The sequence below is a fragment of the Limnoraphis robusta BA-68 BA1 genome, assembly GCF_034932365.1.
Lineage (GTDB): Bacteria > Cyanobacteriota > Cyanobacteriia > Cyanobacteriales > Microcoleaceae > Capilliphycus > Capilliphycus robustus.
Genome location: NZ_JAYGHR010000068.1, coordinates 18,904 through 45,806, shown reverse-complemented (window position 1 = coordinate 45,806; position 26,903 = coordinate 18,904). Strand labels below are relative to the sequence as shown.

Sequence of the window (26,903 nt, the reverse complement as noted above, 5' to 3'; positions counted from 1 at the left end):
TTTATTATATTGATCAAATTTTCAAGAAGCAAGGTTTTTCTCGGAGTTGCCAGCAACAGACAATAAACGTTCTTGATAGGCGGCGATCGCCAGTTGTTCGGCACGCCCGTGAGGTGAACCCGAGGGAATGTGTCTGGTGAGTTCAATCTCAATACCCGCCTTGGTTGCTTGCTGTGTTATATTTTCGCTCAGTCGGTTGTAGCTCCACTGATGAATGCTAACTCGGTATTGTTTAGCATACTGTTCTTGACCTTCTTTATAACCCGGAATCTTAGCTGCGGCTCGGGCTTGAACTTCGCTTTGAATAATCTCCCGCATATTATTTAATTGAGGAAGAGCAATACTCCCAGCTCGATAGGTTTGTGCAATTTTAACTATTTCTTTAGCCAGCAGTCGGTCAATGTGTTGTCCTAAATTGGATGTACCAAACTGATTATCTCCCGACTGTTTTTGAGCTTGATGGCGTTTCTTCGAGTCCCGTTGTTGTTGAAGGCGCATTTTTTGCAGTAGATGATAGTCGTCTCCCAAAAGCTGCTTGATGCTCCGATAAGTTAATACTTTTTGCTCTACAATATCAACAACAGCGACGGTTGCGAGTTTATCCAATCCCAAACTGACCCCGACAATAATCGAAGATTGACCCTGATAAATCGGTTTACTCGGACGGGGAAAAGGGGTATTGATGCGCTCAAGTGTAGATTGTTGGCGGCGAATAAAGGTTTCCTGGTTGGACGTTAAATCGGTCTTTTCTTTACTTTTTTCAAGAGTTTTTTCAATTTTGGCAGCTTTTTCCTGGGCAACTTGCTGAGTTCCTTCTGCCGTCCATAAACGAGTCTCTAAGCTACAATAGAGTTTCAGATGATGAATAGTCCACGGCTCACCTTTTCCCGCGCCTTCTTGCCAAGAAATTTTACAGCTTCGCAATGTGAATAAGCTGGCAGAGTGTTGATTTTTACTCAGGCGTTTGGTTTCTTGATCTTCAAGAAATCGCTCGAACCAATGTAACTGACGGCGATCGCACCAAATTTCAAAAACTAGATTTTTTAAACCGTTAAACCAAACACAAATTATACCGTTCTTGTTTTTTAAAAATTTCAAATCTTCGTTAGTTTCATACGAGATCGGGAAGGGAAGAGTTGAAGATTTTTTTAAAATTCCAGCTTGCCAAAAACTAAATTGTTCTTCACTTTCGGGGACGGTATCTGTGGCGGTTTCCAAGGTTTCCAACCATTGATTCCCGGTTAAATCTCGACTTTTAGGAACTCGACTCTTAAGTTGTTGTTTGAGGCGGTTAATTTCTATTTCTTTCTTACCCCGTCTTTGAGATAATTGTTGTAAATCTTCTTCCCCTTCATTAATTTGACAATTGTTTTTTAACAAATAAATTAGGGCGGCACGAAGCCGAGGTTCGGTTGCTTGTTTATATTGTTGAAAGATACCCTTAAAGGTTGAGTTGGCTTCGGTTTTAGTTTGTGACCGCTTACGTTTTTTTGAGTTTTTATTGGAGCCGGAAGTTTGACCGCTATTTCCCCCAGATCCGACTTCAGCTTTATACTCTTGAATTTCCGATTTGACCGCCGTGAGAATGGTTTCAGCTTGAGTGCAAATTTCATTTATACTGAGATTGAATTCCCGTTCAAGATCCCAATCGCTTTTTAAGATTTCTTCCAGCCACAATTGTTTATTTTTAATCCTTTGCTTCAATTTATTTTGGATAGCAATCCAGCTTTTATAGGTGTAATTAACCGCAGCAATTGCTGAAGAATAAAAACGACCGGGTTGATCGCTAAAACGAGGATCGGATTTCAGAATATTGCATTGTTCTTTGATAAAGGTTTGAGGAATTTGACCTTTTTCAACCCAGGTTAGAAATTCGGAATGGCTACTGACTCGTTCCAACAACTCATTCACGAGCGGCGTATTTTTTTCAGCCATTAACTCCCACAATTGTTGCCGGATAGATTCCTGAGCCATTAAACGGCACTGAATTGTAATGACACTCATGGCAGATCAAAACCTTGAATAATCCTATACATTATACATTTTGAGCAGTGAAGTTTGCTATTAAATCCCTAAAAAATAAAGATTATTTTCTGGAGATGAAGTAACCAATTTAATATTGATTCACAATCAAACATCTTTTCAGTTTTGAATGGAATCCATTGGTTTGAACGGTATCCTTACCCATCGCTTCAGTCATCAAACCCAAAAGTGCTGCGGTGCGATATTCAAAAAAAGCGTCAAAATCATCCGTCCAAAGCGTGTAGGGTTCAATCAGATGGGAGAATAAAATCTGATCGATCCTTTTTTTTGACATTCCCTCCTTCCGCAATTTAGCTAAATATTCAGAAGGGGCTTTCCCGCCCAAAAACTTATTCGTCCTTAACTTCAAAGGCGTTTTATTTACAATACTGTTGTATCGAGTTCTAGGAATTCCTTGGGATTTGCACCACTGCTGCGGGAAAATATGATGATTTTCAATCTTTTCATCAAAATACTGCACCGAATTAATCGATTCTCCACTGAAAAAGTCTAACGCCCCTTCCCGTCTTAACAACGCCGAAATTGCCCGATAAGTTGAACCTTGAGAATTGGTTAAATTCTGCAACCGTTCCTCCGTTAAAAAAGCTTCGAGTACCGTTGCGGGTACATTTCCACCTTGCAACCACTGGGGAACTTCAATCAAATCCTTTGCCGCTTTTCCTTCCCGTCCCCGCGAATAAGTTCCCGATGCCGCACCGCAATAAAACCATTGTAATAATAACCTGCGAATTGCATCAACTTTAACTCCTTCTCCCAAAATAACGAATAACGGTGCCATCACCATCAATTGCATGGGATAGGGTAAATCATCCGCGTCAAAAATTGCCTGTTCGTGTAAAAACCGTGCGGCTTTTTCTAACCCAACAGAAATCGGTTCCGACCATTTTTGATATTGGTCTTGGCTTAAATTCAAGATTCGATTCCGACTCATACTCACCGAGGGGAGTTTATCGGCAGAACTTCCCTTTTCTATTGCTTCCATCCGTTGAGTGTAGCTATCGATTAAAGCGATGGATTGTAAAAAATCACTGGGTTTTAATAACCTTAATACTCGATAAGCTGCAAACCGTTTCTCCCGGTTTTGCCAATCGAAACGCAAATTAAAATCTTCGGCGGCAAAGGAGGAGGTTAATAAATTAAACTGGGTGAGTTCCTGCTGTTTTTGGTTGTGCTTCTCAAAGATATAACAAACTGCTTCTTTCGGGAGTGAGGGTCGGAGGACAAATAATCCCATCTGATAATGTTCAAACTGCTTAATGACTTCTCGTTCAAACCGTTCGATTAACTCGATCTTTTGGGAATTCCCCTGCCAATATTTCCAATATCCGCTTCGCCACTGCATAAAGTTGAAGACTTCCGAGACGGGGAATAAACCCAATTCAAATTCTTTCTCGGTTGTCGAACAATCGATGGTCGGTTCTGCGAGTTGCTGTAGCTTCTTGTTCGCTTTTAATCCGATAATGGCATCTACGCGATCTGTGTGGGGATAATCTAACGCTTTCTCTATATCGAGATAGTACCAACGTTGGTCGGGTTTATAGCGTTTTCCTCGATCAATCCAAACGGGTTGGTTTGAAAGTAAGCTCATCCACAACGTTGTGGTGCGTTGCTGTCCGTCGAGAATTAATCCTTTGGGTTCTATCAAGTTGTCAGAAGCTACCCCCTCAATAGGACGGTATTTGAATTTGATATCGGGATTTCCTCGTTGCAATAACATTACCGCTCCGATGGGAAAGCCAAGAGAAACCGAAGCGATCGCTTCAGAAATTCGTTCTTCTGTCCAACACCAGGAACGTTGAAAGTCTACGAGTTGGATTTTTCCGGTTTTGATATCTTGCAGCAAGTCGAGTAACGGTTCTTTGATGAGGTCGTAGGTTGATAAAGCATTCATAGTCATAAAGCGGTTACAATAAGTGACTTCCTCATCAACCTTATCGTTAATGACCCAGCAATACTGCTGTTGTGAACGGAAACATAACCAGAGGATAGGTTTTTGCTCATTAGACTTGACAAAAATTAAATTATATATTCCATCCTTCTGCGAATATGGAATCTGAAAGAGTGGAAGAATGGACTCTTTTGTGCTGAATTTGGCTAAGTTTTGATTAAAACTAGGAGAGGATTCGAGCCAGCAATTCTTGGGGAATGTCTTGATAGTTCTCTAACAACCAGTCGGCGATCGCCAACTTGAAACAGGAATACTGACTCGGACGACGATAATTTCTCCCTCGCTCAAACCAACGCTGAACTGTACCGGGAGTGCAGTGACAAATATCAGCCATCTGTTGATAACTGATATCCCACTTTTGACGAAATTTTTGGGGTGAAATTCCCAAACTCGCAGCACACAGGCGAGCAATTAATTGCTGTTGCTCGTCATTGAGAGAACAGGTCGAGTTCATCCGGATTTGGTTAGTAAAGCTTTTGAGAACCTTAAGAAATTGGCTCGGACATAATTCCAACTCGGTTGTACCGATGGTTTGACTCAGAGATAGAGTCGATCATTCTCAATTTACATCAAGACTCGAATTCGCGCAAGCGCGAAACCGCGAAACTAGGGAAATGCTCATGCGAGAATCAAAATATGAGCAAAAAAAGTCCTGGGATGTCCGAACTCAATGGCTACATCCCGAAAGAGTTAAAACTGAAGTTTAAGTCCCTCTGCGCTGCACAAGACCGTTCTATGAGCGAGGTCTTGGTGGAGTTGATTACCAATTGGATCAATGAACAAGAGGAACAACAAGAGCTTCTCGCAGACGATGAGAGCAAAAAATAATGCGTGGGAGAAGCCAGAAATCCTGTCTTCTTCAACGCTGATTGATCTCAGGTTAACACATAGTGTGCAAAACTACACTTATTGTGTCTGGACTAATCGCTGCGACTCTCTGACGATTATTCTGTGAACCAACAACAGAGTATTGAGTATCGATTCGGGAGAGCAGTCAGACGGAGACGGCGGGAGCTAGACCTGTCTCAAGAGGAATTGGCGGAGCGTTCTGGACTCCATCGTAATTACATTTCTAGTGTTGAGAATGGAAATCGCAATCCGTCCTTGAGAAATGTAGAGAAGTTAGCACAAGCATTGGACATAAGTATCTCCGATCTCTTTGTGAATTATAATATTGAGGTCAAGCAAAAAGATCCAGGAGACGATTCTCAAAGAGAACTTAACTGAACTCATGATTTAGTTTTTATTTGAACAGAAGAGTAGATGTTGATATTAAATCAGTGAGAAGTTGTTAGATATTTCAATTGGCTGTAAGTGAATGCCAAACACATCGCACTGAAAACTTTTCTCTCAAATCAATGTTTAACTTAAAAGCTTTTTTCTTATGACTGATCAAGACAGGTGTGATTCAATTGATGAAAAAGTATGGGTTCGTTTAGAGGTTCCCCCTAAAACTTATGGTTTCTATGAATATTTAGAAAACTGTAAAAAAGTTATCGGGAAGGAGTGACAGATGAATAGGCAGCCGAACAGATAGCCCAACAGCTTATTGATGATTGTTGGTGCTATTAATGACAATGCTTATTATAGATTGAGAAAATTCAGGGGTTTCATAAAAATATAATTGCCAATTTTCATCATTAAATCTCCGCTTTAAATATCTAAAATAAATTAAAATTATAGTTGTTGATTTTTGAAAAATTTTTATTTTTTACCTGATAGCTTTGCTAGCTTCTAAAAAAGATTCGTTCAAGAAAAGTTGATTTTAAAGTTTTATGGCTTGGCACTTGAAAAAGCGACAATGCTGCTATATAATTAAGTTCCTGCCGACCCGAAAGGTTTCCCGAAGGGTCGATGCCGGGAAATGGTTCCGAGTAGAAAATTGAGGAAATCATCGCAAACTTTATATAACAAAAGTTTGTAACCTTGTGACTGCCTGAATCAAAAAAAATTGTAAAAAGTTTCTACAATTTCAAGCGTACAGATTTTTCTTTAGCTTGTCTCACTAATGATACAACAGACTCTTCCCCTGATTAACCAGATTTTACCTGCTAAGTGGGTTAATTCCGTCTTTGCTCGTCACGAGACGTTTCATCCGCGCTTTGGTTGGCTAAAGAAAGGATTTGATGCTGCGTTAGAAGATTCTGGAGTATTTCTAGCTGATGATGCAACGGTTCGGCTGGGAGTAGGGAAGAACATGGTTCGCTCTATTCGTTACTGGTGCGATGCTTTCAAAATTTTAGAAGACGATCAGCCAACCGAATTTGCCAACCAATTGATGGCAGATGTTGGTTACGATCCGTTTTGTGAAGATCCCGCTTCCTTGTGGTTGCTGCACTGGAACCTGCTCAAACCGCCTTGCAATGCGGCTGCTTGGTACTTTACCTTCAATTTGTACAACAACCAAGATTTCACTCAGGAAAACTTGTACAAGGCTTTGTGCGAGTACCGTGACGGTTTGGGAACAAAGGTAGCTGATTCTTCTATAAGTAAGGATATAGCCTGTATCTTGCGAATGTACGCCAGGCAACCCATTAAAGGCAAAGCGAGCGAAGATACACTAGACTGCCCCTTTAGCGAACTCGGCATTCTTCATACAGATCGGGACACACAGTATTATACTTTTCGGATTGGTGAGAAACGAAATTTACCACCAGAAGTTATTGTTTATGCTGCACTCGAATATGCTTTTTGGGTTGGTCGCTCCAAAACAATCGCCGTTTCTCGCTTACTCTACGATGCTAGCAGTCCGGGTATGGTGTTTAAATTATCCGAAAGTGCAGTGTGCGATGCTATTGAAAGAGTTAGCCAAAAGTTTAACTCGCTGTTCCTGTCTGATCAAGCGGGGTTGATTCAATTTTCCTTTGATGCCGAACCCCTCAAACTCGCCACAGATATTTTAGATTATTACTATCAAGGCAGACGTAGCCCAATATCCCGATGAACAAACCCCTATCTCACTATTTCAGCCTCAACCGCCGCTACTCTCGCTCAATTAACTTGGAGCGCGACTTAGAACGCCCCGAAGCGATAGATGGCTACATTCTTACCGACAGAGCGGTTGATGCGCTTTATAGAATCTTCACGGGTTTGACTCAACCCCAGGGGAACCAAGCTTGGACAATAACCAGTGTTTACGGAACGGGTAAATCTGCTTTTGCTCACTACCTGGCTTGTCTGTGCGGGACTTCTAAATCAACCATGAGAACTTCGGCACTTGCGATCGCCGAACAAACTCTGGGAGCAGACAGCGAGGAATATCAAACCATTAGTTCGCGCATTCCCAAAACGGGTTTATTTCGGGCTATTGCAACTGGAGCGCGAGAACCCGTCAGCCATACCATTATCCGCGCCCTTAATCGCGGGATTAACAGTTTCTCGTCGGCTCAAAAGCTGGCTAAATTTGATTTTGCCAAGAAACTGGTTGATCTAGTTACGGATCTGACTCCTGAGCGTGTCATAGACGGCGGCACAGTTTTGTCGCTCATTCAAGAAATTGTTCAAGCGGCGGAAACGGATGTCCTGTTGATTATTGACGAGTTGGGGAAAAATTTGGAGTACGCCTCCCATAACCAGGGGGCAGAAGATCTTTACCTTCTCCAGCAACTTGCCGAACTTCAGCCTCAAAATCAGGGGAGAGTTTATCTGATTGGCTTACTGCATCAGTCTTTTGCCGACTACGGCGAACGGTTGGCTTCCGTCCAGCGCAACGAGTGGGCAAAAATTCAGGGACGCTTTGAAGATATTCCGTTTGTTAATACCTCCGCTCAAATGATGCGACTGATCGGACAGGCGATTGATGCCGACAACGCCGATCCGTTTCGCTGTGCGATTTCCAACCAAGCCTCCGAATGGTTTAAACTGCTACCTTCGGATATCATAGCCGATGTCACACAAGATTTACTAGCCTCAACTTATCCCCTACATCCAGTTGTGGCGTTGGTGTTGCCAACGTTATGTGAGCGCTACGCTCAAAATGACCGCTCCCTCTTTACTTTCCTCACCAGTTCCGAACCTTACTCGTTTAGAAAATTTCTAGAAGAAACCACCGTTAACCGAGATTCGATACTCCCGACAGTAAAACTGGCAAGGGTTTACGACTATTTTATTGAAGCGGTGGGTATGAGATTAACATCCCGGCCAAATTTACAAAAATGGGTTGAGGTTCAAGGGGTCGTTGGTGATGCCAAACACCTGGATGCGGATTGTTTGGAAGTATTAAAAACGATTGGTGCGTTAAATTTGATAACCACAACCGGAGCAGTGCGGGCTACCAAACAGTTAGTGTTGTTGGCAATGTCCGATAGTGCCGAATTAGAAAATCAACTTTCTAGGTGGGAGCAAGCGATAGACAAACTCATCGATAAATGCCTGATTACTCACCAACGCCAGCTTGATGAGTTGCGAATCTGGCAGGGATCGGATTTTAATGTGGACTTGGAACTTACCGCTTACATAGAGCAAGAGCGTCGCCCGATAGTTACACTTTTAAATGAATTTCGCCCCCTGAAACCCGTTGTCGCCCAACGCCATAGTTATCGGACGGGAACGCTGCGTTACTTTGAACGTCGCTATCTGGATAATTCCACAATCTTAAGTGAGTTGCGCTGTAAAGATAGCAGTTATGACGGGTTGGTGGGATATTGGGTCGATATAGAATCACCCCAAGAGGTTCCCCAAACTACAGCAGATGGCAAGCCCTTGATTTTGATAGTGGCGGCTCAGTTAGATATTTTGAGAATTCAAACTCGGGAGTTTTCGGCTTTATCCACCCTGAACAAGAAAGCTCCCGAATTGCAAACTGATGGGGTAGCCAGACGGGAAGTGCGCTATCGTTTGGTGCAATTGGAACAAGCGCTCGACGAGACACTGGAACGGGCTTTTGATGTGGCTGCGGGGCAAAACGTCTGTTGGATACAGGGAAATCAAAAAACGATCAGTCATGTGACCGATTTCAATGCTCAACTTTCCCAAGTTTGCGATCGCGTTTATTCCCAAAGTCCAATTCTCTGGAACGAACTGATCAACCGCAGACAACTGACCTCTCAAGGCGCGAAAGCCAGACGGGAACTGATTGAGGCGATGATTGAGTTCCAAGATCAACAGCGGTTGTGTAGGACAGGATACGGGCCGGAAGTCAGTATTTACTATTCCTTTTTGAATTGAGAAAAAGAGAATTTTTGACCTAGTTTAGTTTTTACTTTATAAGTTTTTTATTAATCTGAATAATCTTTTAGGGGTTCGCCACATCAAGACAAACCCCCCTAGAGATTTAACCAAAATATTTGATAAGAACTAGCTATTTTTTGGGAGTATTCGAGAGAACCGGAGGATCGAATACAACAACAAATTTACTTTTTGGAATCAACTGGCGCAGAAGTCCCATGTGTCCATCTGCATCTGAGCGATTCGAGAATCGAGCAACAGTGATCCGTCGCATATCTGGTAGCAAGCGAACTACTGACCAGGGATATAGGCTTCGTTTGTAGGACATAGGCTAACTCAAGATTTTTTGTTAGCATATATAGTAACACATCTCAAAATTAGTTATCATTTTTAGTTACGTACGGTTTTGCTTTTTCCCGACGACATGAAGAACCATGAGGAAAGCCGATCAGAACAGGCGATCGCACCTGTCCTTATAATTAAGTTCTTTCCTCAAAAAAACTTTGAATTCAATTCCGAACTAAAAGTTAAGTTTATATTCCATGCCGGGGATGTTATAACCCGAAACAATTTCTCTTATTTTGTGTTTAGCATTAGCAGTTAGCCGAATAAAATATTGATTATTTTTATTTTTTAAAATTGTGCTATCCAATGCAAATCTACACCGGAGTAAGTCCGCCAAAAAAATCACTTCACTTTCATCGAAAGACAGCGTATACAATCTAATTGAGTCTGTAGAGCATCCGTCATCACAAAACCAAATTACCAAAGCAAATTCGGTCATATATTGTAAGACTAAATTTTGGGGAACAATCTTTTTTTTCTGCACATACCATTGAGAGTGCAAATCCGTTAAAGCAGGATGAACTTTAGTTCTTAGCCACCAGCCTTGATACTGCTTTCTAGTTTTTGTATGAGGTGCGGATAGCCGCTCTTGAAAGTTACAGGGGAAATATTCGCTGATAAAGTTATACTTCCACTCTAGATATTTTTGATTTTTACCACCTTCTACATATCGAGCATTTTGTTTGTTTTTTCCCTTCTCTATAGAGCCATCGCCCAACAAAGTACCCGTCAAAAATTCATAAATTTTTTCATCTAAGTTTTTTCCCGGATATGCCAAATAGTGAGATTGTACTTTAGATCCTTGCCCCCGAGTTTGCTTTGTTCTCGAATTTAGAATTGGCTGCTCTGGATAAAGCTTTTTGTATTCTTTCACGGTTAATCCATGTTTTTTTAAATGATTGTGATGGATCATCTCAAATTGTTGATTGCACACAGCACAAGTTACAAGATCTATGCCCTGTTGCTGAAGTTTTTTAATTCGCTCACGCTGGCGAGATTGGTCAATTAGGGCAGAACATTGTTTCTGGTAGATAGCCTGACATTCAGCATTACCGCAAGTTCGACGGCAAGCTGGATGAGCAGAACCCGGCTTAACTGTTTTTCCACAAACTAGACAATTGAAGGCTTTTTGCATGACTCTCTCTATTATTTTGTTATCATATATAGTAACAAGCAGTAAAAAATATGTAAACAATCATAGTTACATTTACGATTTTCCCGCTCTTTGGCACTATAGAGAGTATGGGCAAAGCAGGTGAAGCACTAAAACAGACGCTTGAAAGTTACAAAATCAGCCAGAACCAACTGGCTACAGCTTTGAATGCGAAGCGTCCGGTCATCAATCGATGGTTTCACAGTCAGGTAGATCCAACAGCAGAAACCGTTGTAGACATTCTTAAAGCACTGCAAAACATTAATCCTGAAGCATCACAGGAATTCGTTAAACTGTATCTGGGAGACTGGATAATAGAGCCAAAGCCGTCTGTCTTAGTCCAACCTACAGAATTACCTTCTTCCGATCAAGTTGATGTTTCAGCTTTATCGAGATTGTTTGCAGACACAACAAATTCTTATAAGTATCTATTTTTTATTTCCTTATTGGATATTTTAAAAAGAAGATTGTTTGAGGTTTTATCACCGATTAGTTTTGAAGAAATTATTGTAGAAGTATTAGCTAATGCTTGGTATCCTCATACTTATTTTAAACTATCATTTGGTTCTCAAGATAAAATTTCTCAAAAGCTAGACGCTTTAAAACTAGAAATTTATGAACCGATTCTCAACTTTACAGATGCCGACAAAAAGTTATTGAGGAAAACAATCGTCTCTCAAGATTTAAAAGATATTGTTGCAAGTTTGGCGAAATATGTTCCTTTCCGCTTAATTAGTCCCTTCTTCAAGCAAGAGATTAAACTACACAACGTTAATTCAGGTAGAGGAACAGATCTAGAGTATGCAATGCCAGAGATTGCCGAAAACTATTTTGAATCTAGAAAGCCTTTGTATCGTTTCGACTCCAATGAAAAGAGAAATTGCAAGTCTATTATTTTACATCCAAGTTGGGCTGAGTATTTAGAAGAAAACTATTCAATTGTTCGGGCTTGGGCGGCTTGGGAGTGGTTGGGATATATGCAGAAATGTAATCCCAGTACGCCCGCTTTGGTGAATAAGCTGTTTATGCCTTCTCAGCGAGAATCACTATCAAAACAGACAAAATACTGGAAACTAATTTTAGAGAAGCGCCCCGAAACTTGCTGCATTTATTCCAATCAAATTTTAAATCCAACAAGGTTAAGTTTAGATCATTATTTGCCTTGGTCGTTTGTTGCTCACGATCAACTTTGGAATTTAGTTCCTATTGTGCCAGAAGTTAATTCATCAAAATCTAATAATTTACCTTCTCAAAAGTATTTTACTCAATTTGTCGAGATTCAGCATTTGGGATTAGTTACGTCTCATCAATTTATGAAAAAAAATACTTGGGAAAAGTATGTAGAACCTTACACCAGCGATCTCAAACTATCTTCAGAAGACTTGCTGGATTTAGATCGGCTTAAAAATGCTTATGAATTAACTCTAATTCCGCTAATGAATTTGGCAAAAAATCAAGGCTTTTCTACTGAATGGAGTTTTAGTTAATATCTTAATTTGTCCCTTTCAAGTCATTCCTCGGTGGGATAATCCTTTAACACTTTTGGAGAAAGCTTATGAAAATGAACGCTAATCTTCGGTTATGGGATTCCCGTCCAGATGATCGTATTCATTTACTGTTATGGGATACTCCAACAGAAGAGAAATTGATTGACTTGGCTTTCTACAATAATGCCTGCCGAGTAAACTATCGAACAAATTTACTGGGGCGAATTCAGGATGACGATCAATTTTTAGTTTTTCATCACCACTTAGAGCGAGAATTAGAAGCCGTAAAATTGATGTGTTGTGGAGTCAGTCAAAGCATGATTTTGCTCGAAGGATTCGACTGTTTGATTACTTATTTGCGGATTCAATCTGAAGGTCATGTTACTCTATTTTGGAATAACTTAGAAAAAACTCGCAAACTTGAAAAAATTTTATGGATATTATTACCTCAAAAATTGCTTCCTGCAACTTGGCCACAAAACCGAATTAAAAGAATTTCATCTGCTTGATATCTTCTGTAAAAATTTTTAACTTAACTGCTTGATTTAATTTATTCACTTGTTCAAGTCTTACATAAAATTCGAGATTATTATGCTTCTCTCACAGTTTGTAGAAATCAATGAAAAAGGTATCGTTGCCAATGCTGTTAGCTTAAACATGATAGATCACCCCGAGAAGAATGGTAGTCTTTGCGAGGGGTTTATCTTGAATTATGATTCAAAAAAACCCACGCTTTCCACAGTAGGAATTTTAGATGTTTTACGGAGAAGTTTTCACAGCCGCACCGAACCCAATATTCATCTTATAATTCAACAATACGGACGAGGAAAATCCCATTTTGCTGTTGCAATCGCCAATTTTTTTAAACAATCTTATAGCAGTCCCGAAGTTGAAGGGATCTTACATCAAGTAAAAGTGGCTTCTGCCAAAACATCTCCTGCTATAGCTGAGGGTTTAGAGGGCTACAAACGAACAGTAAAAAATAATCATTTAGTTATTTGTCTGAGCGGGGATAGGGGAGGAAATATTCGCAAGCATTTTCTTCAACAGCTGCTAAAAACCCTTGAAGAAGCAGGTGTCAAGAATACAATAGCTCAACATATTTGCAGCGAACCACTGAAGTATTTAAAAGGTTTAGATGTAAATGAACGTCAAAAAGCTGAGAAATACTTACAAAGTCTTGAAATTTCTCAAGGGGATCTCAGCACTATTATTAAACTTTTAGAAGAAAATAACCCGACTGTTATTCAGATTGTAATAGATTTAGCCAAAGAAATTGCACGCTTGACACCTGACTTTTCTGTTGATATTGATATTGAAGCAATTCTCTCCGATTTAATTGAAAATCTTTGCTCGGGTGAAAATTGCCGTTTTCAAGGAATTCTTATCCTTTTTGATGAATTAAATTATTATCTTCAATCTTGGGCTGCTGATCAAATAGGAGCAGGAGGAACAGCTCTACAAAATATTACTAACATCTGTGAACGATATCGAGGAAAAATTTCTCTCCTCAGTTTTACTCAGATTCATCCAGACAAAGCAGTAGGAATTTCAGAAAATAACCGAGAAAGCTATTTAAAAATTTCTACACGACTTGCCCCCAAAGACACTACTTATGATGGTTTGACTTCTTGTCTTGAGTTAGTAATTGGCAATCTCTTAATTCAAAAACAAACTAAACTTTGGCAAGAATTAAAAACAAGATGGGATAATACATTCTTGTCCGAAGGAAGGAAAACCTTTGAAAAAGTAACAAGAATTTATCAAGAAAAGGGTTGGTCTTTTGAGCAGTTTTATGAACACATTTCTATCGGATGTTTTCCTCTTCATCCCGTTACCACTTATTTACTGTGTTATTTAGATTTTACTCAAGATAGAACTGCCCTTCAATTTATCAAAGGCTACGTTAAGACATTTATTCAAGAACAGTCACTTGAATCAAATAGCAACTTGAACTATATTTATCCTATTTCTCTAGTTGATACTTTTAGTGAGAATTTCTCAAATCAGCCCATTTATGAAAGTTATAAAAAAGCTTGTAAGCAGGTGATAGGTTCAGAAAACTCAGATGAACTTATCACCGTTCTTAAAGCTTTATTTTTATACTATGCGGCTGGAGAAAGGCTAACCAAGCCTGAACGAGAAGATCATGAAGATATATTGTCTTGTTTGACTGGCTTAAATCGTTCTCCTTTAAAAATAGCATTAAATCAACTTAAAGAAATTCATGATCTAATCTACTATCGTCCCGAAATCAAACTATACAAATTTTTTGAAGGGGTTAGTCCTCGAGGAATTGAAGATGAAATTGAAGAAAAAATAAAAGGAAAACCATCATTTATTACGGATGTTGTAGTCCAGGCAAATAGCGATATAAAAACCTACCTGGGCAATGAAACTTTAGTTGCCAGTGAGTTTGTAGAAACTAATCAATTAATTGGAGAAGATTGGCAATATGAATATAAAATTTATACCATCAATGAATTAGAAAAAGCATTGTCTAGCCATCTGACATTAAAAAACGTTTCAGCCAGGGGAATTTTGACTTATGTTTTAGCTAAAACCCAAGAAGAATTGCAAGAGTTTCGTAAAAATGTAAATAAACATTTGGCTAGTTCTCATCATAAAAATCGAATAGCAATAGCAATTCCTAATCAAGAAACAGGAGATTTAGATCGAGTTCTTCTACGAATAACAGAACTGAAAAATAAACAACCTTCTGAAAAAAGGCTTATGGGAATAGCTTACAACCGATTGATGGAACGATGGACAGAACAGTTTGATACACAGCTTAAAAATATTTTGACTGACTGCACTTATCATTGCAGTCAAAGTGATAAAATCCCCTCGGTTGCCCAAAACGTGCCTCAGCGAATTATCAGCGCCTTGCTACAAGAATTATATCCCTTTGTTCCTCCAGTGGCTAAAGTTGATAAAATGCGCTCAGGCCATTCAAGTGGATCGCAAATTGCAGCCTGTGTAGCTCAACAACTTGCTGCCGATCAGTTTACGCCTCAAGGTTTACCAACTCAATCTTTCTATCGCAATACTATTGATCAAGTCTTCTGTAGTTGTTGGAAGCTCTTTCAAAAATCCTCTCAGAAATATGTTGTTCAACCTCCCACCGAAGAACACGTCCGAGCAGCTTGGGATAAAATTTCTGAATTAACTGAATTGAAGGATAAGAATGAAAAAATTATTGAGCTTGAAAAAGTTTGGAAAGCTTTATCCGAACCGCCTTTTGGTTGTAATGATTATGTGTTCACTGTTTTGATAGTTTCATGGATGGCTTACCATCGTAAAGAGATAGTTTTGAAAGGGGCAAGTACAGTATTAGTCAAAAAGGGAAGTCCAGTTTCTATACTAACTCTTCCTTTACAAGATTGGGCTAATACTGACATTTTTAAAAAACCTAAAGACTTCGTTGAAAAATGGATTGTCACTCATCGAGCAAAATTGATCCGTCGTGAACGATTAACAGTTCCCGAACTTCTTGATTCATTGATAGATTACAACAAAGCGCAACAGCATTTACAAGCTATAACTGAGTTTCTTAATTCTGGTGAAGCCGATCAAACAGAAACTTCAAAACTTCGTCAACAGCAAGAACAAATCACTAATAAAGTGAAGGAAATTGATGATGGGTTTGCTGTCATAGTAGAAGTAGAAGACTTATCTAAGTCAACAGATCTGAACAGTTTACTGAAGTTATATCCTAAATTCCTTCCCTTTTCTCCAAGTGTTCAAACCTCCTCCGATGGAATCTCAGTTCAACCGACCCAAGAACAGCAAAATCGCTATACGCAAGCAAAACAAGCGTTATTCGACAAAATTAGCAAGCTAGTATCAGATTTTAGAGAAGGTTCAGAATCTCTAAATACGATTGAAGAATGTGATATATGTATAAATAAAGCAGAAGAATATATACAAAAAATTAGTGAAGTTTCTGGACTTCCAGAACACTTGATTGAAACCTTACAATCTGCTAAGAATAGGTCTGAAAACTCCAAACTTAAACTTCAAGAAAAAGCTCAAACTGATGAATCTCTTAAAAAAATTCAGGAACTTTATCAAAACTTAAATCAAAATTCAACTCAGCATGATTTTACTGAGGCTCAATCAGAAATTGAGTTAATAATGATTTCTCTTCCTCAAACCATTTCTCTAATTGAAATTCAGCAAATTATCAAGGAGATAAATATTAAGTATCAAGAATTAAATGAACAGCTAGATGCTTGGCAAGAACAGTTAGCTGTTGTGACCTCCCCCAGTGAAATTGTAGAATTAATTAGAAAAATTGAAAGTCAAGCTAATCGATTTACTGAACCAGAAAGTAGTTCTCGAATTCAATATCTTCAAACTCAACTAACAGAAGAGTTGTCCGTAATTCAACAGCAAAGCGATGCAGAGAAAATACTGCGTTCAGAACTTTCTAAAGTTCAAGATAAGCTTCAACGAATTCGTGATTTACCCTTCTCAAAGATATCGGAAGCTTTCTCTGTGTATCAAGAAATCACCTTAAGTAGTTTACAAACCAGTCACTTGGAGGTAAGTTCTCTAGAACAGTACCAAAAACAACTTGAAGATATTAAGTCTCAAAGTAAAATAACATTTTTGGAAAAAATTAAGAATAGCATAAGTAATAAACTCCCTCGTCTAGATGAATATGAAAAGCTTAAAAATCGTTTAAATGAAATCACAAAAATTTTACAAAAATCAGAAGATTTTCAAGAAATTCAGACTGATATTAATCAAGCTATTGAGAACCTAGAAGTTGATTATAAAGACTTAACAGAAGAACAAGAACAGTTGAAGATAAAAGATAATGATTTAAAAATACTTCAAAGCATTCGTCAGTTTAAATTTGACAATAATTTGAACGTTTTTCAATGCGAAGAAAGAATCAAACAAATAGAAAAATTGAAAAGTGAACTGTTCTATATTCAAGACCATGAAGTAGAAATTGAGAATCATATTCAAAAATTAAAACAAACAATTCTCAATCATAAAGCCAATCTTGAAGCTCAAAGTAATTACCTTGAAAAAATTGATAGTTTAAAAGAGTTTAAGAAATTAGAAGAGAATTATATCAAGCTTGATATAATTTTTCAGCAATCTAATGAATACGATAATTATCAGAAGACAGAGAAAAAGTTTGCTTCTAGAAGATCAATAATTGAGCAAATTGAACGCTGGGATTCTGAAGCAAATCGGGTAACAAGGCTTGCTGAATTAACCAAGTTATTGGCTGATATTGAGAGTTTTAACAGTGTAGAAAATAAAGAATTGGAGGATAAAATAAAATCCCGAATTATAACTACAAAAGAAAATATCCGGAAAAAAATAAGAAGTTTAACTCTAAATTTAGCAGAGTTTGAAAACAGACTGCAATCTTTAAGCAATATTGCGACAGCCCAACAGCTTCTAGAAGAGGTTCTAGAAATTTCATCTTTGTACTTAGGTTCAGTACAAGAAGAACGCTATAAAACACTTAAAAATAACATTCGACAAGCAATTGACATTCTACAGATTACTTCTTCTATTTCTCACTCTACCATTAAATCTTGCCAGGAATGTTTAGACAAGTTGATCGGTTGGAAGCGAACGTCCGATGCTCTCACCCCAATAACCGAAGAGTTATTTGATACTTTTTATCAGGAGATTGAAAGCACCCAAAATACTCTTCGAGAACACCAACAATCTCAAGCTTTTGTTTGGCTAGAAGGTTTGCAGCAAGAAGTAACAAAACTATATCCGTTACTTGATGATACAGAAAAACTGCAAGTTGCAAATCAGTTATTAGCTAAAATTCAAAATGAAACTTCTCAATATATAGAATTTTTAAACTCTGCCAATCAAGAATCATTAAACTTAATAAAACGCCAATGTCAAGAAGAGCAGAATAAAGACCAGGCGAATAAAATTATTACAATGTTTTGCCAACTTCCTCTGCTTCAACGTCAAAGTATTTATGAAAAACTTACCCAATTGTTAAATATTAAATTAGAGGAGACTAATGATTAATTATCTTGCTTCTAGTGACTTCACAGTTGTATTAGATCCCACTGGACTGTATGATATTCCCCAGGGTTACACGGTAATAAAAACTGAAGTTGAATGGATAAAGTCATTTTTTGTTTTGCCAGGGCGCTACTGGGTAACAGGAAAAGGATCTAATGCAAAGCAACTTTGTGATTGGTCTCAAGAATGGCTGCGGGTATGGAATAAAACTGATGCGATCCTAGAGATCAAAAAAGATCCTTGCATTGAGCTAGAATCTATTTTTGGTTCTGTACCTATTCCTGATTACTGGACAAATGAACAGCGACTCAACCTTGCTACTCAATTAAGCCGCTATCCCAGAAAAACTGCCATTGCAGATTACTTAACAGAACAAACTCAAAACGACCTTTGGCAAAAGGAACCTTCTGAAGAAAACCTTGCAGCTTGGTTAAGTATTCAAGTTAGTGCTGAGTATCAACCATTAGAAAAAGTTTGGCAACATCAACGCAAAAATTCAAATCTTTCTTCCTATTACCAAACTGATAATAAAGTTCAGTTACTAAGGCAATGGTTAGGAATTGCAGAGCCTCAAGTTCACGAAATTGATGTTTTTCCTAATCCTGTTCCAAATTGGTTGTCTGTAGAATTTGAGCGTTATTGGCAAGAGCAACTTTATAAAACTGAGTGCAAAATTCTTGACGAGCTTATTCCTTCAAAACAAGCTGATATGAAACGGGTTGCTAATGTAGCTTATCAAGTTCTTTCTAATCGGCAAAAATGGATTATCAACAATAGAGAAAAGCGACTAGCAAACTATCTTAATCAAGAGCAAAAACAACATCTTCATAATTGTCAGCCACCACTTAAACCCGAGCCTTTACCTTTATCTGCAACACCCGAGCAAACGCTTAATTGGGTAACGCAAAAATATTTACCGTTTCGACGTTGGGAGATTATGCTACAGCAAGTATCAACATCGGAAAAATTTAGTGATTATCTTGCTGATAGTTTTATTGAATGGTTATTGGAATATTATCCTCAGTTAAAAGTTGCTCCTGTAAATAGTTCTTTGCTCAACTATAACGTTACCGAGCATACTCTAAACTTATGCAATAAAAATCCAGTTTTTTGGGTTGTTATAGATGGTTTAGGATGGCTAGATCACCTGGATTTATTATCTTACTTGAAAGATTCTTATGGATTAAACCTTGAAACCGAAATTCAACCTCGGTTTAGTCTTTTACCTACAAAAACTGAATACGCAAAATGGGGACTTTATGCTCAAAAAACACCAAAATCGCTAGATTGGACAAATAATTGCAGTAAAGTATTTGAAAAATTAGGGAAGGGAAAACGGTACACGGATACACAAATGGACAGTCTATATCAAGATCTAAAAGCAAACAAACATTTACTTTATTGTTGGGATACTACCAAGCTTGATGAATTATATCATGATCGTGTTGATTGGCTTAACTTTTATCAAGTAAAGCGTCCTTCAATTTTAGAACAAATTGCTCGTGAAATTCATCACTGTATTAAACAACATCCTCAACCTGAGAACCTAACTGTTGTGATCGCTAGCGATCACGGTCAAATCTTGGGCTTATCTAACTTTCTGTCTGCTTGTCCATCAGAACTGCAAGCAAAGGGTAGAATGGGAATCGGTAAAACTGATGATTCTCGATTTGTTGTATTAGACTGCGATCGCTATGATCTTCCCCATGACATTAGCATTGTTCGCAGTTCGGCTACAGTCAACGCTTTCAGCTACACTAAAGAAAAACAAGTCATAGGCTCTCATGGTGGTTTATTTCCAGAAGAAGTTATCGTTGGTTTTTCAGTATTGCGTCAATGTACTCAGCGACTTCCTATTTTTGTTTCTTGTTGGGGAGAAGGGAAACCCAGAGAACCTGGACAAATTAAAGTTACGATAGACAACCCTAACTCAATTTCCATAACAAACTTATGGCTTTATATTGAAGAACTACCTACTTTTCAAAAGGGATACCCTTTGCTCCATACTATTTCAGCAAATGAAAAACAAGTTCTCAACCTTCCAATTCCAGCTTTTCCAGAATTGCCTTCCCAAGTCAATGAACAAAGTATTAAACTTTCTGGCTACCTTACGTTTGAATACACCAATGCTGAAACTGATAAAGCGAACATATTAGAATCAAGCCTTATTGTTAAACAAATTTTTAGTAGTGGACTAGATATTGATGAATTCCTCTAATTTAACGGGTTATCAAAATGAATTAGTTCGCCAAACTTTTGGAACACTTTGTATTGATAAAGCCCGACTTCCTTCTAGCGGACTCACAGCCGTTGGTGTTCCTAGTTTTGTAGCAGAATGGCTATTGGATAAAATTGTTCCAGGTACAGGTAATCTCACTCAAGCAGAATTAGATAAAGTTAGTACATTTGTTAAAAAAGCTTTTCCTCGTAAAGATGATCGCAATGAAATTCAGTTTAATCTATCTCAAGGAGAAACTGTAAAGTTAATTGCTTTGATGCAAGCTCGGGTTATTCTAGAACAAAATTCAAAAACTATACCTGAACCTTTTGCTAGAGTTCCAATTCTTAACTTAAATAATTGTTCAATCTCAACTCATTTAATCAACCAGCATAGAAAGCTACTCCGTCACGGTTTATGGGGAAAAATTTTACTCGGCTTACAACCCGATGGAACAGTAGAAATTCTCGATTTTGAACCTTTTCAGTATTCTGAAGTTAATTTACAAGCTTATGCAGAATGTAGAAGGCAATTTAATACGGAACAATGGAAGGATTTACTGTTTTGTTCGATGGGATTTAATCCCGAACATTCTAAATACACTAGCGAAGCAAAAACTTGGATTTTAGCTCGTCTTTTACCTTTAGTCGAACCCAATTTTCATATTATAGAACTTGCCCCTAAAGGTACAGGTAAAAGTTTTGTCTTTGAAAATATCAGCAGTAAAGTCACAGTTATTGGTGGAGGAAAAGTTACCCCCGCCCAATTATTTGTCAATGGAAAAACGAAGGAAATTGGGCTGCTGGGGCGGAATGATGTCTTGGTTTTAGACGAAGTTCAAAGTCTCACTTTTGACAATCCTGATGAAGTCATTGGTGTTTTAAAAACTTATCTCGCTAATGGTCGATATAACCGTTCTGGCTTCGCAGATATTTCTAGTGACTGCTCTCTTGTAATGCTTGCCAATATTGAACTCGATGAATATTTAAAACCACGACATCAGGAAAATCTTATTAAGAATTTACCTATATTCTTTTCAGAAACTGCATTTTTAGATCGTTTTGCTGGTATTATCCCCGGTTGGGAAATTCCTAAATTCCGCAGAGAAATGGCTGCAACACAAGTAGGATTAAAGATGGACTTTTTTGGAGAAGTCTTACTTTCTTTACGCTATGAACATAGTTTTTTCTCTTATGTTCAAGAACACACACATTTTGAAAATGTTTCAGTGCGCGATCAAAATTCAATTTTAAAATCATCGGCCGGTTTTCTTAAACTTCTTTATCCTCACCTTGATTTAACCTTGACGGATTACCAGCGAGACTGCTTAGAACCTGCTCAAAAGTTGCGCCAAGGAATTCGCAACTCATTATATTATCTAGACGATGAGTTTAGACAGTTTGGTCGAGATATTCATGTAGAAGCTAAATAGTTTTGTGTATGAGTAGTAATAAAAATAACAACGTAATATATTTAGACTACCATTCAACCACTCCAATTGATCCAAGAGTGGCGGAACGAATGCTTTACTATATGACCACAGCATTTGGAAATGCCAGCAGTATCGATCACGAATATGGAGATGAAGCTGAAAAAGCCGTTAATCAGGCTGCAATTCATGTTGCAGATTTAATTGGAGCTTCCCCCAAAGAGATTGTTTGGACATCAGGAGCAACGGAGAGTATTAATCTTGCTATTTTCGGCAGCCTTGATCGGAATAATCAGCAAAGAAATGAGCGCAAAAATAAAATATTAGCTAAAAAATCTATATTCAAAAGAATCCTCAACTGGATTATTGATAAATTAATTAATAGAAAATCTCAAACATTACCTCGAATCGCTATAACAACTGTTGAACATCAAGCTGTTTTAGATACCTGCGAAGAAATTGCCAAAAAAGGGCTTGCAGAAGTGATTTCCATTCTAGTTGATTCTAAAGGAAAAATTGACCTCGAATATTTAGATAAAATTTGCGCTGGCGGTCTTTCTCTACTCTGCGTTATGGCAGCTAATAATGAAATTGGTAATATTTATCCAATTCAACAAATTGGCCAGATTGCCCAAAAATATAACATTCCGTTCCTTTGCGATGCTTCCCAAGCTGTTGGTAAAATTCCGATTAATTTTGCAGAGTGGGGAATTACCTATCTTGCGATTTCCGCTCATAAACTCTACGGGCCAAAAGGTGTGGGGGCGTTGGTGGTGCAGAAAGGACATAGCCTAAAACCCATTCTCTACGGGGGCGGACATCAGAAAGGAATGCGATCGGGAACTCTCAACGTGCCGGGAATCGTTGCACTCGGAGAAGCGTGTCGGTTGCGAAAGCTGGAGATGGAACAAGATGAATTGGCGATAGCAGCCAAGCGAGATCGACTCCAAAAGCTTTTGTCCGATGCTATTCCAAATCTAGTTATCAATGGAGATACGGACTGCCGTTTGGCGGGAAACCTCCACATCTCAGTCCCCAGCATTCCTAACAGTGCCATTATTGCCAGAGTGCGTTCAAAATTAGCCATTTCTAGGGGTGCTGCTTGTTCGTCGGGTGTAGAGGCACCTTCCCATGTCCTGCAAGCTTTGGGCTTACCTTCTGAGTTGGTAGAGGGCGCGTTAAGAATGGGAATTGGTAAGTTGACGACCGACGAGGAAATTGAACAAGCTGCTGAAATTTTATCAACGGCTATTTACTCAGTTAATAAAGTGATGAAAACCTAATTTTAACTGGTGCTAAATCTCGAATAGAGATCAAGAATTTAGAACACAATTCATTATCAAGTGTCAATCATAGAAAAAGCTCATAACTTAATTGGTCTACCCGTCTTAAGTTCTCCCAAACGCTGGGGAAAAGGCTCGCCATGTACCGTTTCAAGTTGGTTAATCCAATTCTCCAAAGCTTCTTCTACCAGTCCGGCAAGGGTTAAGCTGGGTGTCCAATAAACCGAATTTCTGGCTCTCTCGATTACTTCTACTGGTAATTGGACGGTTAAGCGTTGCTTCTTAAAATAAATTTTTGACACGATCATCAAGTTCAGAAAATGTACTCTTATTTTAGCTATAATGCTGTAAATACTCCCGTTTTTGGGTCAAATCGACTGGGGGCGCGGGTACTTGTATTCAAGGGGAGATTTAGCATCACTTTTTTGATGTGGTGAGAGAAAAGTAAGGAGGCTAAGGCAAAACTGATGTCCAAAGATGAGAAAGACTCAATAGAACTGGCTGAATTTATTCAACAGGTGAAGGAAGACCTACTTTCGGTAACGCCTGGAAAGGATAAAGATGCTCCTTTTCTATTTGTTGAGTCCGTGGAACTGGAATTACAAGTTACAGCCAAACGAACGGGTAAAGGGAGCGGTAAGGGAAGTATCAAAATTAATGTTTGGGGAACTGGAGGGGAAATTGGTGGTGAAGGTGGTGGCGATGTCAGTCAAGAAAAAATTCAGAAAGTGAAAGTGAAGTTATCTCCACTTTTTGATAAGGAACGTCTGATTAAGTGGTACGAAGCTTTGCATCCGGATCAAAGACGAGCGATCGCAGAAAATGCTGTTGGAGGTCTTCTCAAAGGGGATGATGACAGTAACCTGAACGAAGACCTGGGTGAGTAATTGGGGAACAGATAAATGAAGCTGCTGCAAGTGAGGTTCTATCCAATTGAAGGAAACCCACACCGTTTCAAAGTTACTGTAGAAGGTTCATCCGGGGAAGCTCATTACGAACCATCTCTACCTTTTTTTGAGAATGAAAGCTCGGAAATTAAAGACAGGCGTTTCACAATTACTAAGATATTAGAATTGACCGATTTTAAACCGGATAATTTTGATGAATCCGAGCAAAATTGGTTAATCAATGAGAAGCTTTTACTCAAAGATAAAACCAATTTTAAGCCCAACTATCTGGAGGTGATAGGACGTAGACTTTACGAAAAACTGGGTCAAAAGATTCAGAACCGCATGGAAACCGCAGTCGCAGAAGCTAAACGCAGTAATACTTGGCTGCATATTCAGTTTAATTTTCCCGAAGATGGCCCTAAATATCTTCCGTTAACCGATTATCCTTGGGAGTTACTTCACAATGATTATGGCTTTTTAGCACATCAAGGAACAACTTTTTCCCGCTATATTGCCTATGGCAGTCCTCGCCCCAACTTACCCCCCGTTGAACGACCAAATATATTGTTAATTTCGTCGGGTGCTGGGGATGAAAGGCTGAACCTAAACCCTTTATCTTCCGGGGAAAAAGAAGCAATTATTCGTGGATTGCAAAAAGCTCAAGAGCAAGAAAAAGTTAAATTAGAAACTCTAAATCCTCCCACTCTCAACACGCTGCGAACTCGGTTGCTCGAATGCCAAAATCAACAAAATCCTCATATCTTGCATTTTGATGGTCACGGTTTTTGGGGTAAGCGCTGTAACGAACCTCGGTGCAGGAAAGCCTATAAACAGAATAAAACTCAGTGCGAATGCGGTGCTGCTTTGGGACACCCCCAAGGTTATTTGGTTTTTGAACAAACCGATGGAACGGCTGACTTTGTAAGTGCTAAAGAACTGGGCGAACTGCTAGGAAATTCGCAACGTCGAGAACAACCCAACTCAGAACCGGGAATAGCTTTGATCGTTCTCAGTGCTTGCAGAAGTGGGATGTCTCGTTCGAGTGAGAGTGTTTTCAATGGGGTGGCACAAAATCTGATTGGTCAAGGTATTCCGGCAGTTGTCGCCATGCAGTATTCTATTCGTGTAGATGCTGCTTGTGCTTTTTCCGAATATTTTTACCGCTCTCTTGGAGAAAAAAAACCGTTGGCGGTTGCATTAAAACATGGACAGAGTGCAATCGGAATTGAAGGAAACCAGTGGTATCGTCCGGTATTATATTTGCGTTGGCAGGATAATGAAGGAGGACAACTTTTTGCTCATTCAGAAGAGGAAGGATCAAAAAAGACTGAGGTTCCAAAAAGTTCCAATTTTTCCAAATCCTTAACTTTGGCGCAGCAGCTTCAAAAAGAAAGCTTGGAAGCCGAGTTAGAAGCTCGTAGACAAGATTATGAAGGTGTTAATCGCAAATATAGGAGAGAAACAAATCCAGCAGAAAAAAATAGCCTCAAAGCTCAATTAGAGGAATTAGGCGAAGATCTTGAGCGGATTGAAAAAGAGTTAAATCAGTTCATGTAATGAAGGAATTATTATATATCAGACTTCAAAAAAAAAGTTTGGAAGCCGAGTTAGAAGCTCGTAGACAAGATTATGAAGATGTTGCTCGCAAATATAGGAGAGAAACGAATCCAGCAGAAAGAAATAGTCTCGAAGCTCAATTAGAGGAATTAGGCGAAGATATAAATAGAATAGAGAAAGAGCTTGAAGACCTAAACAAACAAAGTCAAAATTTTAGCATAGAGGAGGTCATAAAAAATATCGAACCTTACTATGATCAAGAAAAATATCAAATTAAAAAAGCCTATAGATTATCTTTACCTAAATATTTAATTGATCCGGAATCACCTGCATCATTAAAAGAGTTGATTAACAGTTTACAATTGCCTCGCCAGGAAGAAAATTACACTTGTATAGAAAAATTTATCGGTCACTTATTTTTAAATCCAAAGATAAATTGTAAACTCAAACAAGACTTAAGTAGGTGGATAGAAAATAATATCGAAGAATGTAATAAATTACTTGAACAATTAAAGCGAGAACAACAACAAGAGGAGGAATATGTTCCGGGTCTTTTTATTGTAATTCAAGAGCTGGAAGGAAGCTATAGTGTTGAAGCCTGGTTGAACTACAATGTTAAAAAATCCTCATCTAATTATAAACGACTTAAATTCAACAACCAAGATAATACAATACAAACAGATGAAGCGTTAAAAAATATCCCGGCACTGTTAAAAGATTTAATTTCTCAAAGTTTAGAGGAGTGTTCAAAAGACCTCGAACAAATTCATATTTTTTTACCTGCAAAACTGATGAATCATGCGGTTGACTGGTGGGAAAGTTGGCAAGAGGATGAAGACGAAGACTACATGACAACAATTGGTGAAGATTACGAAGTTTTGTTGCGGTGTTCAGAAAGATTAAAAGGCAATACTCCAGCTAGGGTTAGGTGGTATCAAAAAAGAGAGATTTTGAAGTCTAAATTAGCTCAACCTGCCGAGGAAATTTTTATTTTGGGAGATAGCGTAAATTGCAGAAGCTTACAAAAGAAAGTCACACAAGATCAACAAGCGATCGCTATAAAAATAACAACAGTTTTTCAGGGAAAAGAGCCGGGAACTTTACTTTGGCGAAAAGCAGTTCCTTTAGCCTTATGGATTCGACAACAACTCCCTCAGATTAACAACCAGACAGTCCTAGATGAACTTCTTAAAGATAGCTATCTACAGTCACTACCAAACCAAGTAAAATCAAAAAGAGTAGAAGCTATGGATTGTGAACCCCCTGAAAATCATATTGGTCGTCATTTGTGTTTGCTTTGGGATGACCCCAATATAATACCACCAGAACAAGCTTTGACTGAAAACAAGTTATGATAAATTGC

Annotated in this window: 19 protein-coding genes; 13 read left to right on the top strand and 6 right to left on the bottom strand. The window is 38.5% G+C overall.

The genetic code is table 11. The features are described 5' to 3' along the window. Nucleotides 1-21: 21 nt before the first annotated feature. The 3 genes from cas12k to VB836_RS18495 form a co-directional block, all read right to left on the bottom strand. A complete protein-coding gene (gene cas12k, locus VB836_RS18505) occupies nt 22-2,004 on the bottom strand; it encodes a type V CRISPR-associated protein Cas12k (protein ID WP_323221423.1) in 1,983 nt (660 codons plus the stop codon). Between the two features lie 109 nt (nt 2,005-2,113). Then, nucleotides 2,114-3,934 carry a GmrSD restriction endonuclease domain-containing protein gene (locus VB836_RS18500; RefSeq protein WP_323221421.1) on the bottom strand — a complete coding sequence of 607 codons (1,821 nt, stop codon included), beginning with the start codon at nt 3,932-3,934 and terminating at the stop codon, nt 2,114-2,116. Nucleotides 3,935-4,154: 220 nt separating this feature from the next. Then, entirely contained in the window at nt 4,155-4,445 is a 291-nt protein-coding gene (locus VB836_RS18495) for a helix-turn-helix domain-containing protein (RefSeq protein ID WP_323221419.1), read from the bottom strand. A gap of 182 nt (nt 4,446-4,627) precedes the next feature. Between VB836_RS18495 and VB836_RS18490 the strand changes: the two genes are divergently transcribed. From VB836_RS18490 to VB836_RS18475, 4 genes are all read left to right on the top strand, one after another. Continuing rightward, nucleotides 4,628-4,819 (top strand): plasmid partition protein ParG, encoded by a 192-nt coding sequence (locus tag VB836_RS18490; protein WP_323221417.1) that lies wholly within the window; start codon nt 4,628-4,630, stop codon nt 4,817-4,819. Nucleotides 4,820-4,942: 123 nt separating this feature from the next. After that, nucleotides 4,943-5,218, top strand: a complete 276-nt coding sequence (locus VB836_RS18485; RefSeq protein WP_323221415.1) for a helix-turn-helix domain-containing protein — start codon at nt 4,943-4,945, stop codon at nt 5,216-5,218. Between the two features lie 781 nt (nt 5,219-5,999). After that, nucleotides 6,000-6,935, top strand: coding sequence for a DUF4007 family protein (locus VB836_RS18480; protein WP_323221413.1), 936 nt, complete (start codon nt 6,000-6,002; stop codon nt 6,933-6,935). Beyond that, entirely contained in the window at nt 6,932-9,157 is a 2,226-nt protein-coding gene (locus VB836_RS18475; protein WP_323221410.1) for a hypothetical protein, read from the top strand. Before VB836_RS18480 ends, VB836_RS18475 begins: the two co-directional genes overlap by 4 nt. 133 nt (nt 9,158-9,290) lie before the next feature. Here VB836_RS18475 and VB836_RS18470 read toward each other — a convergent pair whose 3' ends face one another. Together VB836_RS18470 and VB836_RS18465 are read right to left on the bottom strand one after the other, a co-directional pair. Further along, nucleotides 9,291-9,485 carry a hypothetical protein gene (locus tag VB836_RS18470; RefSeq protein WP_323221408.1) on the bottom strand — a complete coding sequence of 65 codons (195 nt, stop codon included), beginning with the start codon at nt 9,483-9,485 and terminating at the stop codon, nt 9,291-9,293. A 192-nt stretch (nt 9,486-9,677) separates the two neighbouring features. Beyond that, a complete protein-coding gene (locus VB836_RS18465; protein WP_323221407.1) occupies nt 9,678-10,637 on the bottom strand; it encodes an LAGLIDADG endonuclease in 960 nt (319 codons plus the stop codon). Between the two features lie 107 nt (nt 10,638-10,744). On the opposite strand from VB836_RS18465, the gene VB836_RS18460 reads away from it, so the two are divergent. The 6 genes from VB836_RS18460 (at nt 10,745) to VB836_RS18435 (ending at nt 23,093) form a co-directional block, all read left to right on the top strand. Continuing rightward, on the top strand, nt 10,745-12,142 hold the full coding sequence (locus VB836_RS18460; RefSeq protein ID WP_323221405.1) for an HNH endonuclease domain-containing protein: 1,398 nt from the start codon (nt 10,745-10,747) through the stop codon (nt 12,140-12,142). A 68-nt stretch (nt 12,143-12,210) separates the two neighbouring features. After that, nucleotides 12,211-12,651 (top strand): hypothetical protein, encoded by a 441-nt coding sequence (locus VB836_RS18455; protein WP_323221403.1) that lies wholly within the window; start codon nt 12,211-12,213, stop codon nt 12,649-12,651. 82 nt (nt 12,652-12,733) lie between these two features. Further along, on the top strand, nt 12,734-18,166 hold the full coding sequence (locus VB836_RS18450; RefSeq protein WP_323221401.1) for a hypothetical protein: 5,433 nt from the start codon (nt 12,734-12,736) through the stop codon (nt 18,164-18,166). Further along, entirely contained in the window at nt 18,159-20,381 is a 2,223-nt protein-coding gene (locus tag VB836_RS18445; RefSeq protein WP_323221398.1) for a hypothetical protein, read from the top strand. Before VB836_RS18450 ends, VB836_RS18445 begins: the two co-directional genes overlap by 8 nt. Then, complete coding sequence (brxL, locus tag VB836_RS18440; RefSeq protein WP_323221396.1) at nt 20,368-21,813, top strand: BREX system Lon protease-like protein BrxL; 1,446 nt, start codon at nt 20,368-20,370, stop codon at nt 21,811-21,813. The genes VB836_RS18445 and brxL overlap by 14 nt, the downstream gene beginning before the upstream one ends. An 8-nt stretch (nt 21,814-21,821) precedes the next feature. Further along, nucleotides 21,822-23,093: a cysteine desulfurase family protein gene (locus VB836_RS18435; protein WP_323221394.1), complete on the top strand. Its 1,272-nt coding sequence runs from the start codon at nt 21,822-21,824 to the stop codon at nt 23,091-23,093. A gap of 80 nt (nt 23,094-23,173) precedes the next feature. On the opposite strand, the gene VB836_RS18430 is transcribed toward VB836_RS18435, so the two are convergent. Beyond that, nucleotides 23,174-23,401: a hypothetical protein gene (locus VB836_RS18430; protein ID WP_323221392.1), complete on the bottom strand. Its 228-nt coding sequence runs from the start codon at nt 23,399-23,401 to the stop codon at nt 23,174-23,176. Nucleotides 23,402-23,560: 159 nt separating this feature from the next. Here VB836_RS18430 and VB836_RS18425 point away from each other — a divergent pair, with 159 nt between their 5' ends. Genes VB836_RS18425 through VB836_RS18415 form a run of 3 tightly spaced genes read left to right on the top strand, consistent with a single transcriptional unit; the run spans nt 23,561 to nt 26,895 of the window. Beyond that, entirely contained in the window at nt 23,561-23,980 is a 420-nt protein-coding gene (locus VB836_RS18425) for a trypco2 family protein (RefSeq protein WP_323221390.1), read from the top strand. 15 nt (nt 23,981-23,995) lie between these two features. Beyond that, entirely contained in the window at nt 23,996-25,540 is a 1,545-nt protein-coding gene (locus VB836_RS18420; RefSeq protein ID WP_323221388.1) for a CHAT domain-containing protein, read from the top strand. Further along, nucleotides 25,540-26,895: a VMAP-C domain-containing protein gene (locus tag VB836_RS18415; RefSeq protein ID WP_323221386.1), complete on the top strand. Its 1,356-nt coding sequence runs from the start codon at nt 25,540-25,542 to the stop codon at nt 26,893-26,895. The genes VB836_RS18420 and VB836_RS18415 overlap by 1 nt, the downstream gene beginning before the upstream one ends. Nucleotides 26,896-26,903: the final 8 nt, after the last annotated feature.

What these genes read in the sequence shown, in the direction of transcription:
- VB836_RS18475 (WP_323221410.1), top strand. Translation starts at nt 6,932, where the DNA reads ATGAACAAACCCCTATCTCACTATTTCAGCCTCAACCGCCGCTACTCT.
- VB836_RS18435 (WP_323221394.1), top strand. Translation starts at nt 21,822, where the DNA reads ATGAGTAGTAATAAAAATAACAACGTAATATATTTAGACTACCATTCA.
- VB836_RS18465 (WP_323221407.1), bottom strand. Translation starts at nt 10,637, where the DNA reads ATGCAAAAAGCCTTCAATTGTCTAGTTTGTGGAAAAACAGTTAAGCCG.
- VB836_RS18430 (WP_323221392.1), bottom strand. Translation starts at nt 23,401, where the DNA reads ATGATCGTGTCAAAAATTTATTTTAAGAAGCAACGCTTAACCGTCCAA.
- VB836_RS18420 (WP_323221388.1), top strand. Translation starts at nt 23,996, where the DNA reads ATGAAGCTGCTGCAAGTGAGGTTCTATCCAATTGAAGGAAACCCACAC.
- VB836_RS18450 (WP_323221401.1), top strand. Translation starts at nt 12,734, where the DNA reads ATGCTTCTCTCACAGTTTGTAGAAATCAATGAAAAAGGTATCGTTGCC.
- VB836_RS18425 (WP_323221390.1), top strand. Translation starts at nt 23,561, where the DNA reads ATGTCCAAAGATGAGAAAGACTCAATAGAACTGGCTGAATTTATTCAA.
- VB836_RS18445 (WP_323221398.1), top strand. Translation starts at nt 18,159, where the DNA reads ATGATTAATTATCTTGCTTCTAGTGACTTCACAGTTGTATTAGATCCC.
- VB836_RS18495 (WP_323221419.1), bottom strand. Translation starts at nt 4,445, where the DNA reads ATGAACTCGACCTGTTCTCTCAATGACGAGCAACAGCAATTAATTGCT.
- VB836_RS18470 (WP_323221408.1), bottom strand. Translation starts at nt 9,485, where the DNA reads ATGTCCTACAAACGAAGCCTATATCCCTGGTCAGTAGTTCGCTTGCTA.
- VB836_RS18490 (WP_323221417.1), top strand. Translation starts at nt 4,628, where the DNA reads ATGAGCAAAAAAAGTCCTGGGATGTCCGAACTCAATGGCTACATCCCG.
- VB836_RS18480 (WP_323221413.1), top strand. Translation starts at nt 6,000, where the DNA reads ATGATACAACAGACTCTTCCCCTGATTAACCAGATTTTACCTGCTAAG.
- VB836_RS18460 (WP_323221405.1), top strand. Translation starts at nt 10,745, where the DNA reads ATGGGCAAAGCAGGTGAAGCACTAAAACAGACGCTTGAAAGTTACAAA.
- VB836_RS18500 (WP_323221421.1), bottom strand. Translation starts at nt 3,934, where the DNA reads ATGAATGCTTTATCAACCTACGACCTCATCAAAGAACCGTTACTCGAC.
- VB836_RS18455 (WP_323221403.1), top strand. Translation starts at nt 12,211, where the DNA reads ATGAAAATGAACGCTAATCTTCGGTTATGGGATTCCCGTCCAGATGAT.
- brxL (WP_323221396.1), top strand. Translation starts at nt 20,368, where the DNA reads ATGAATTCCTCTAATTTAACGGGTTATCAAAATGAATTAGTTCGCCAA.
- cas12k (WP_323221423.1), bottom strand. Translation starts at nt 2,004, where the DNA reads ATGAGTGTCATTACAATTCAGTGCCGTTTAATGGCTCAGGAATCTATC.
- VB836_RS18415 (WP_323221386.1), top strand. Translation starts at nt 25,540, where the DNA reads ATGAAGGAATTATTATATATCAGACTTCAAAAAAAAAGTTTGGAAGCC.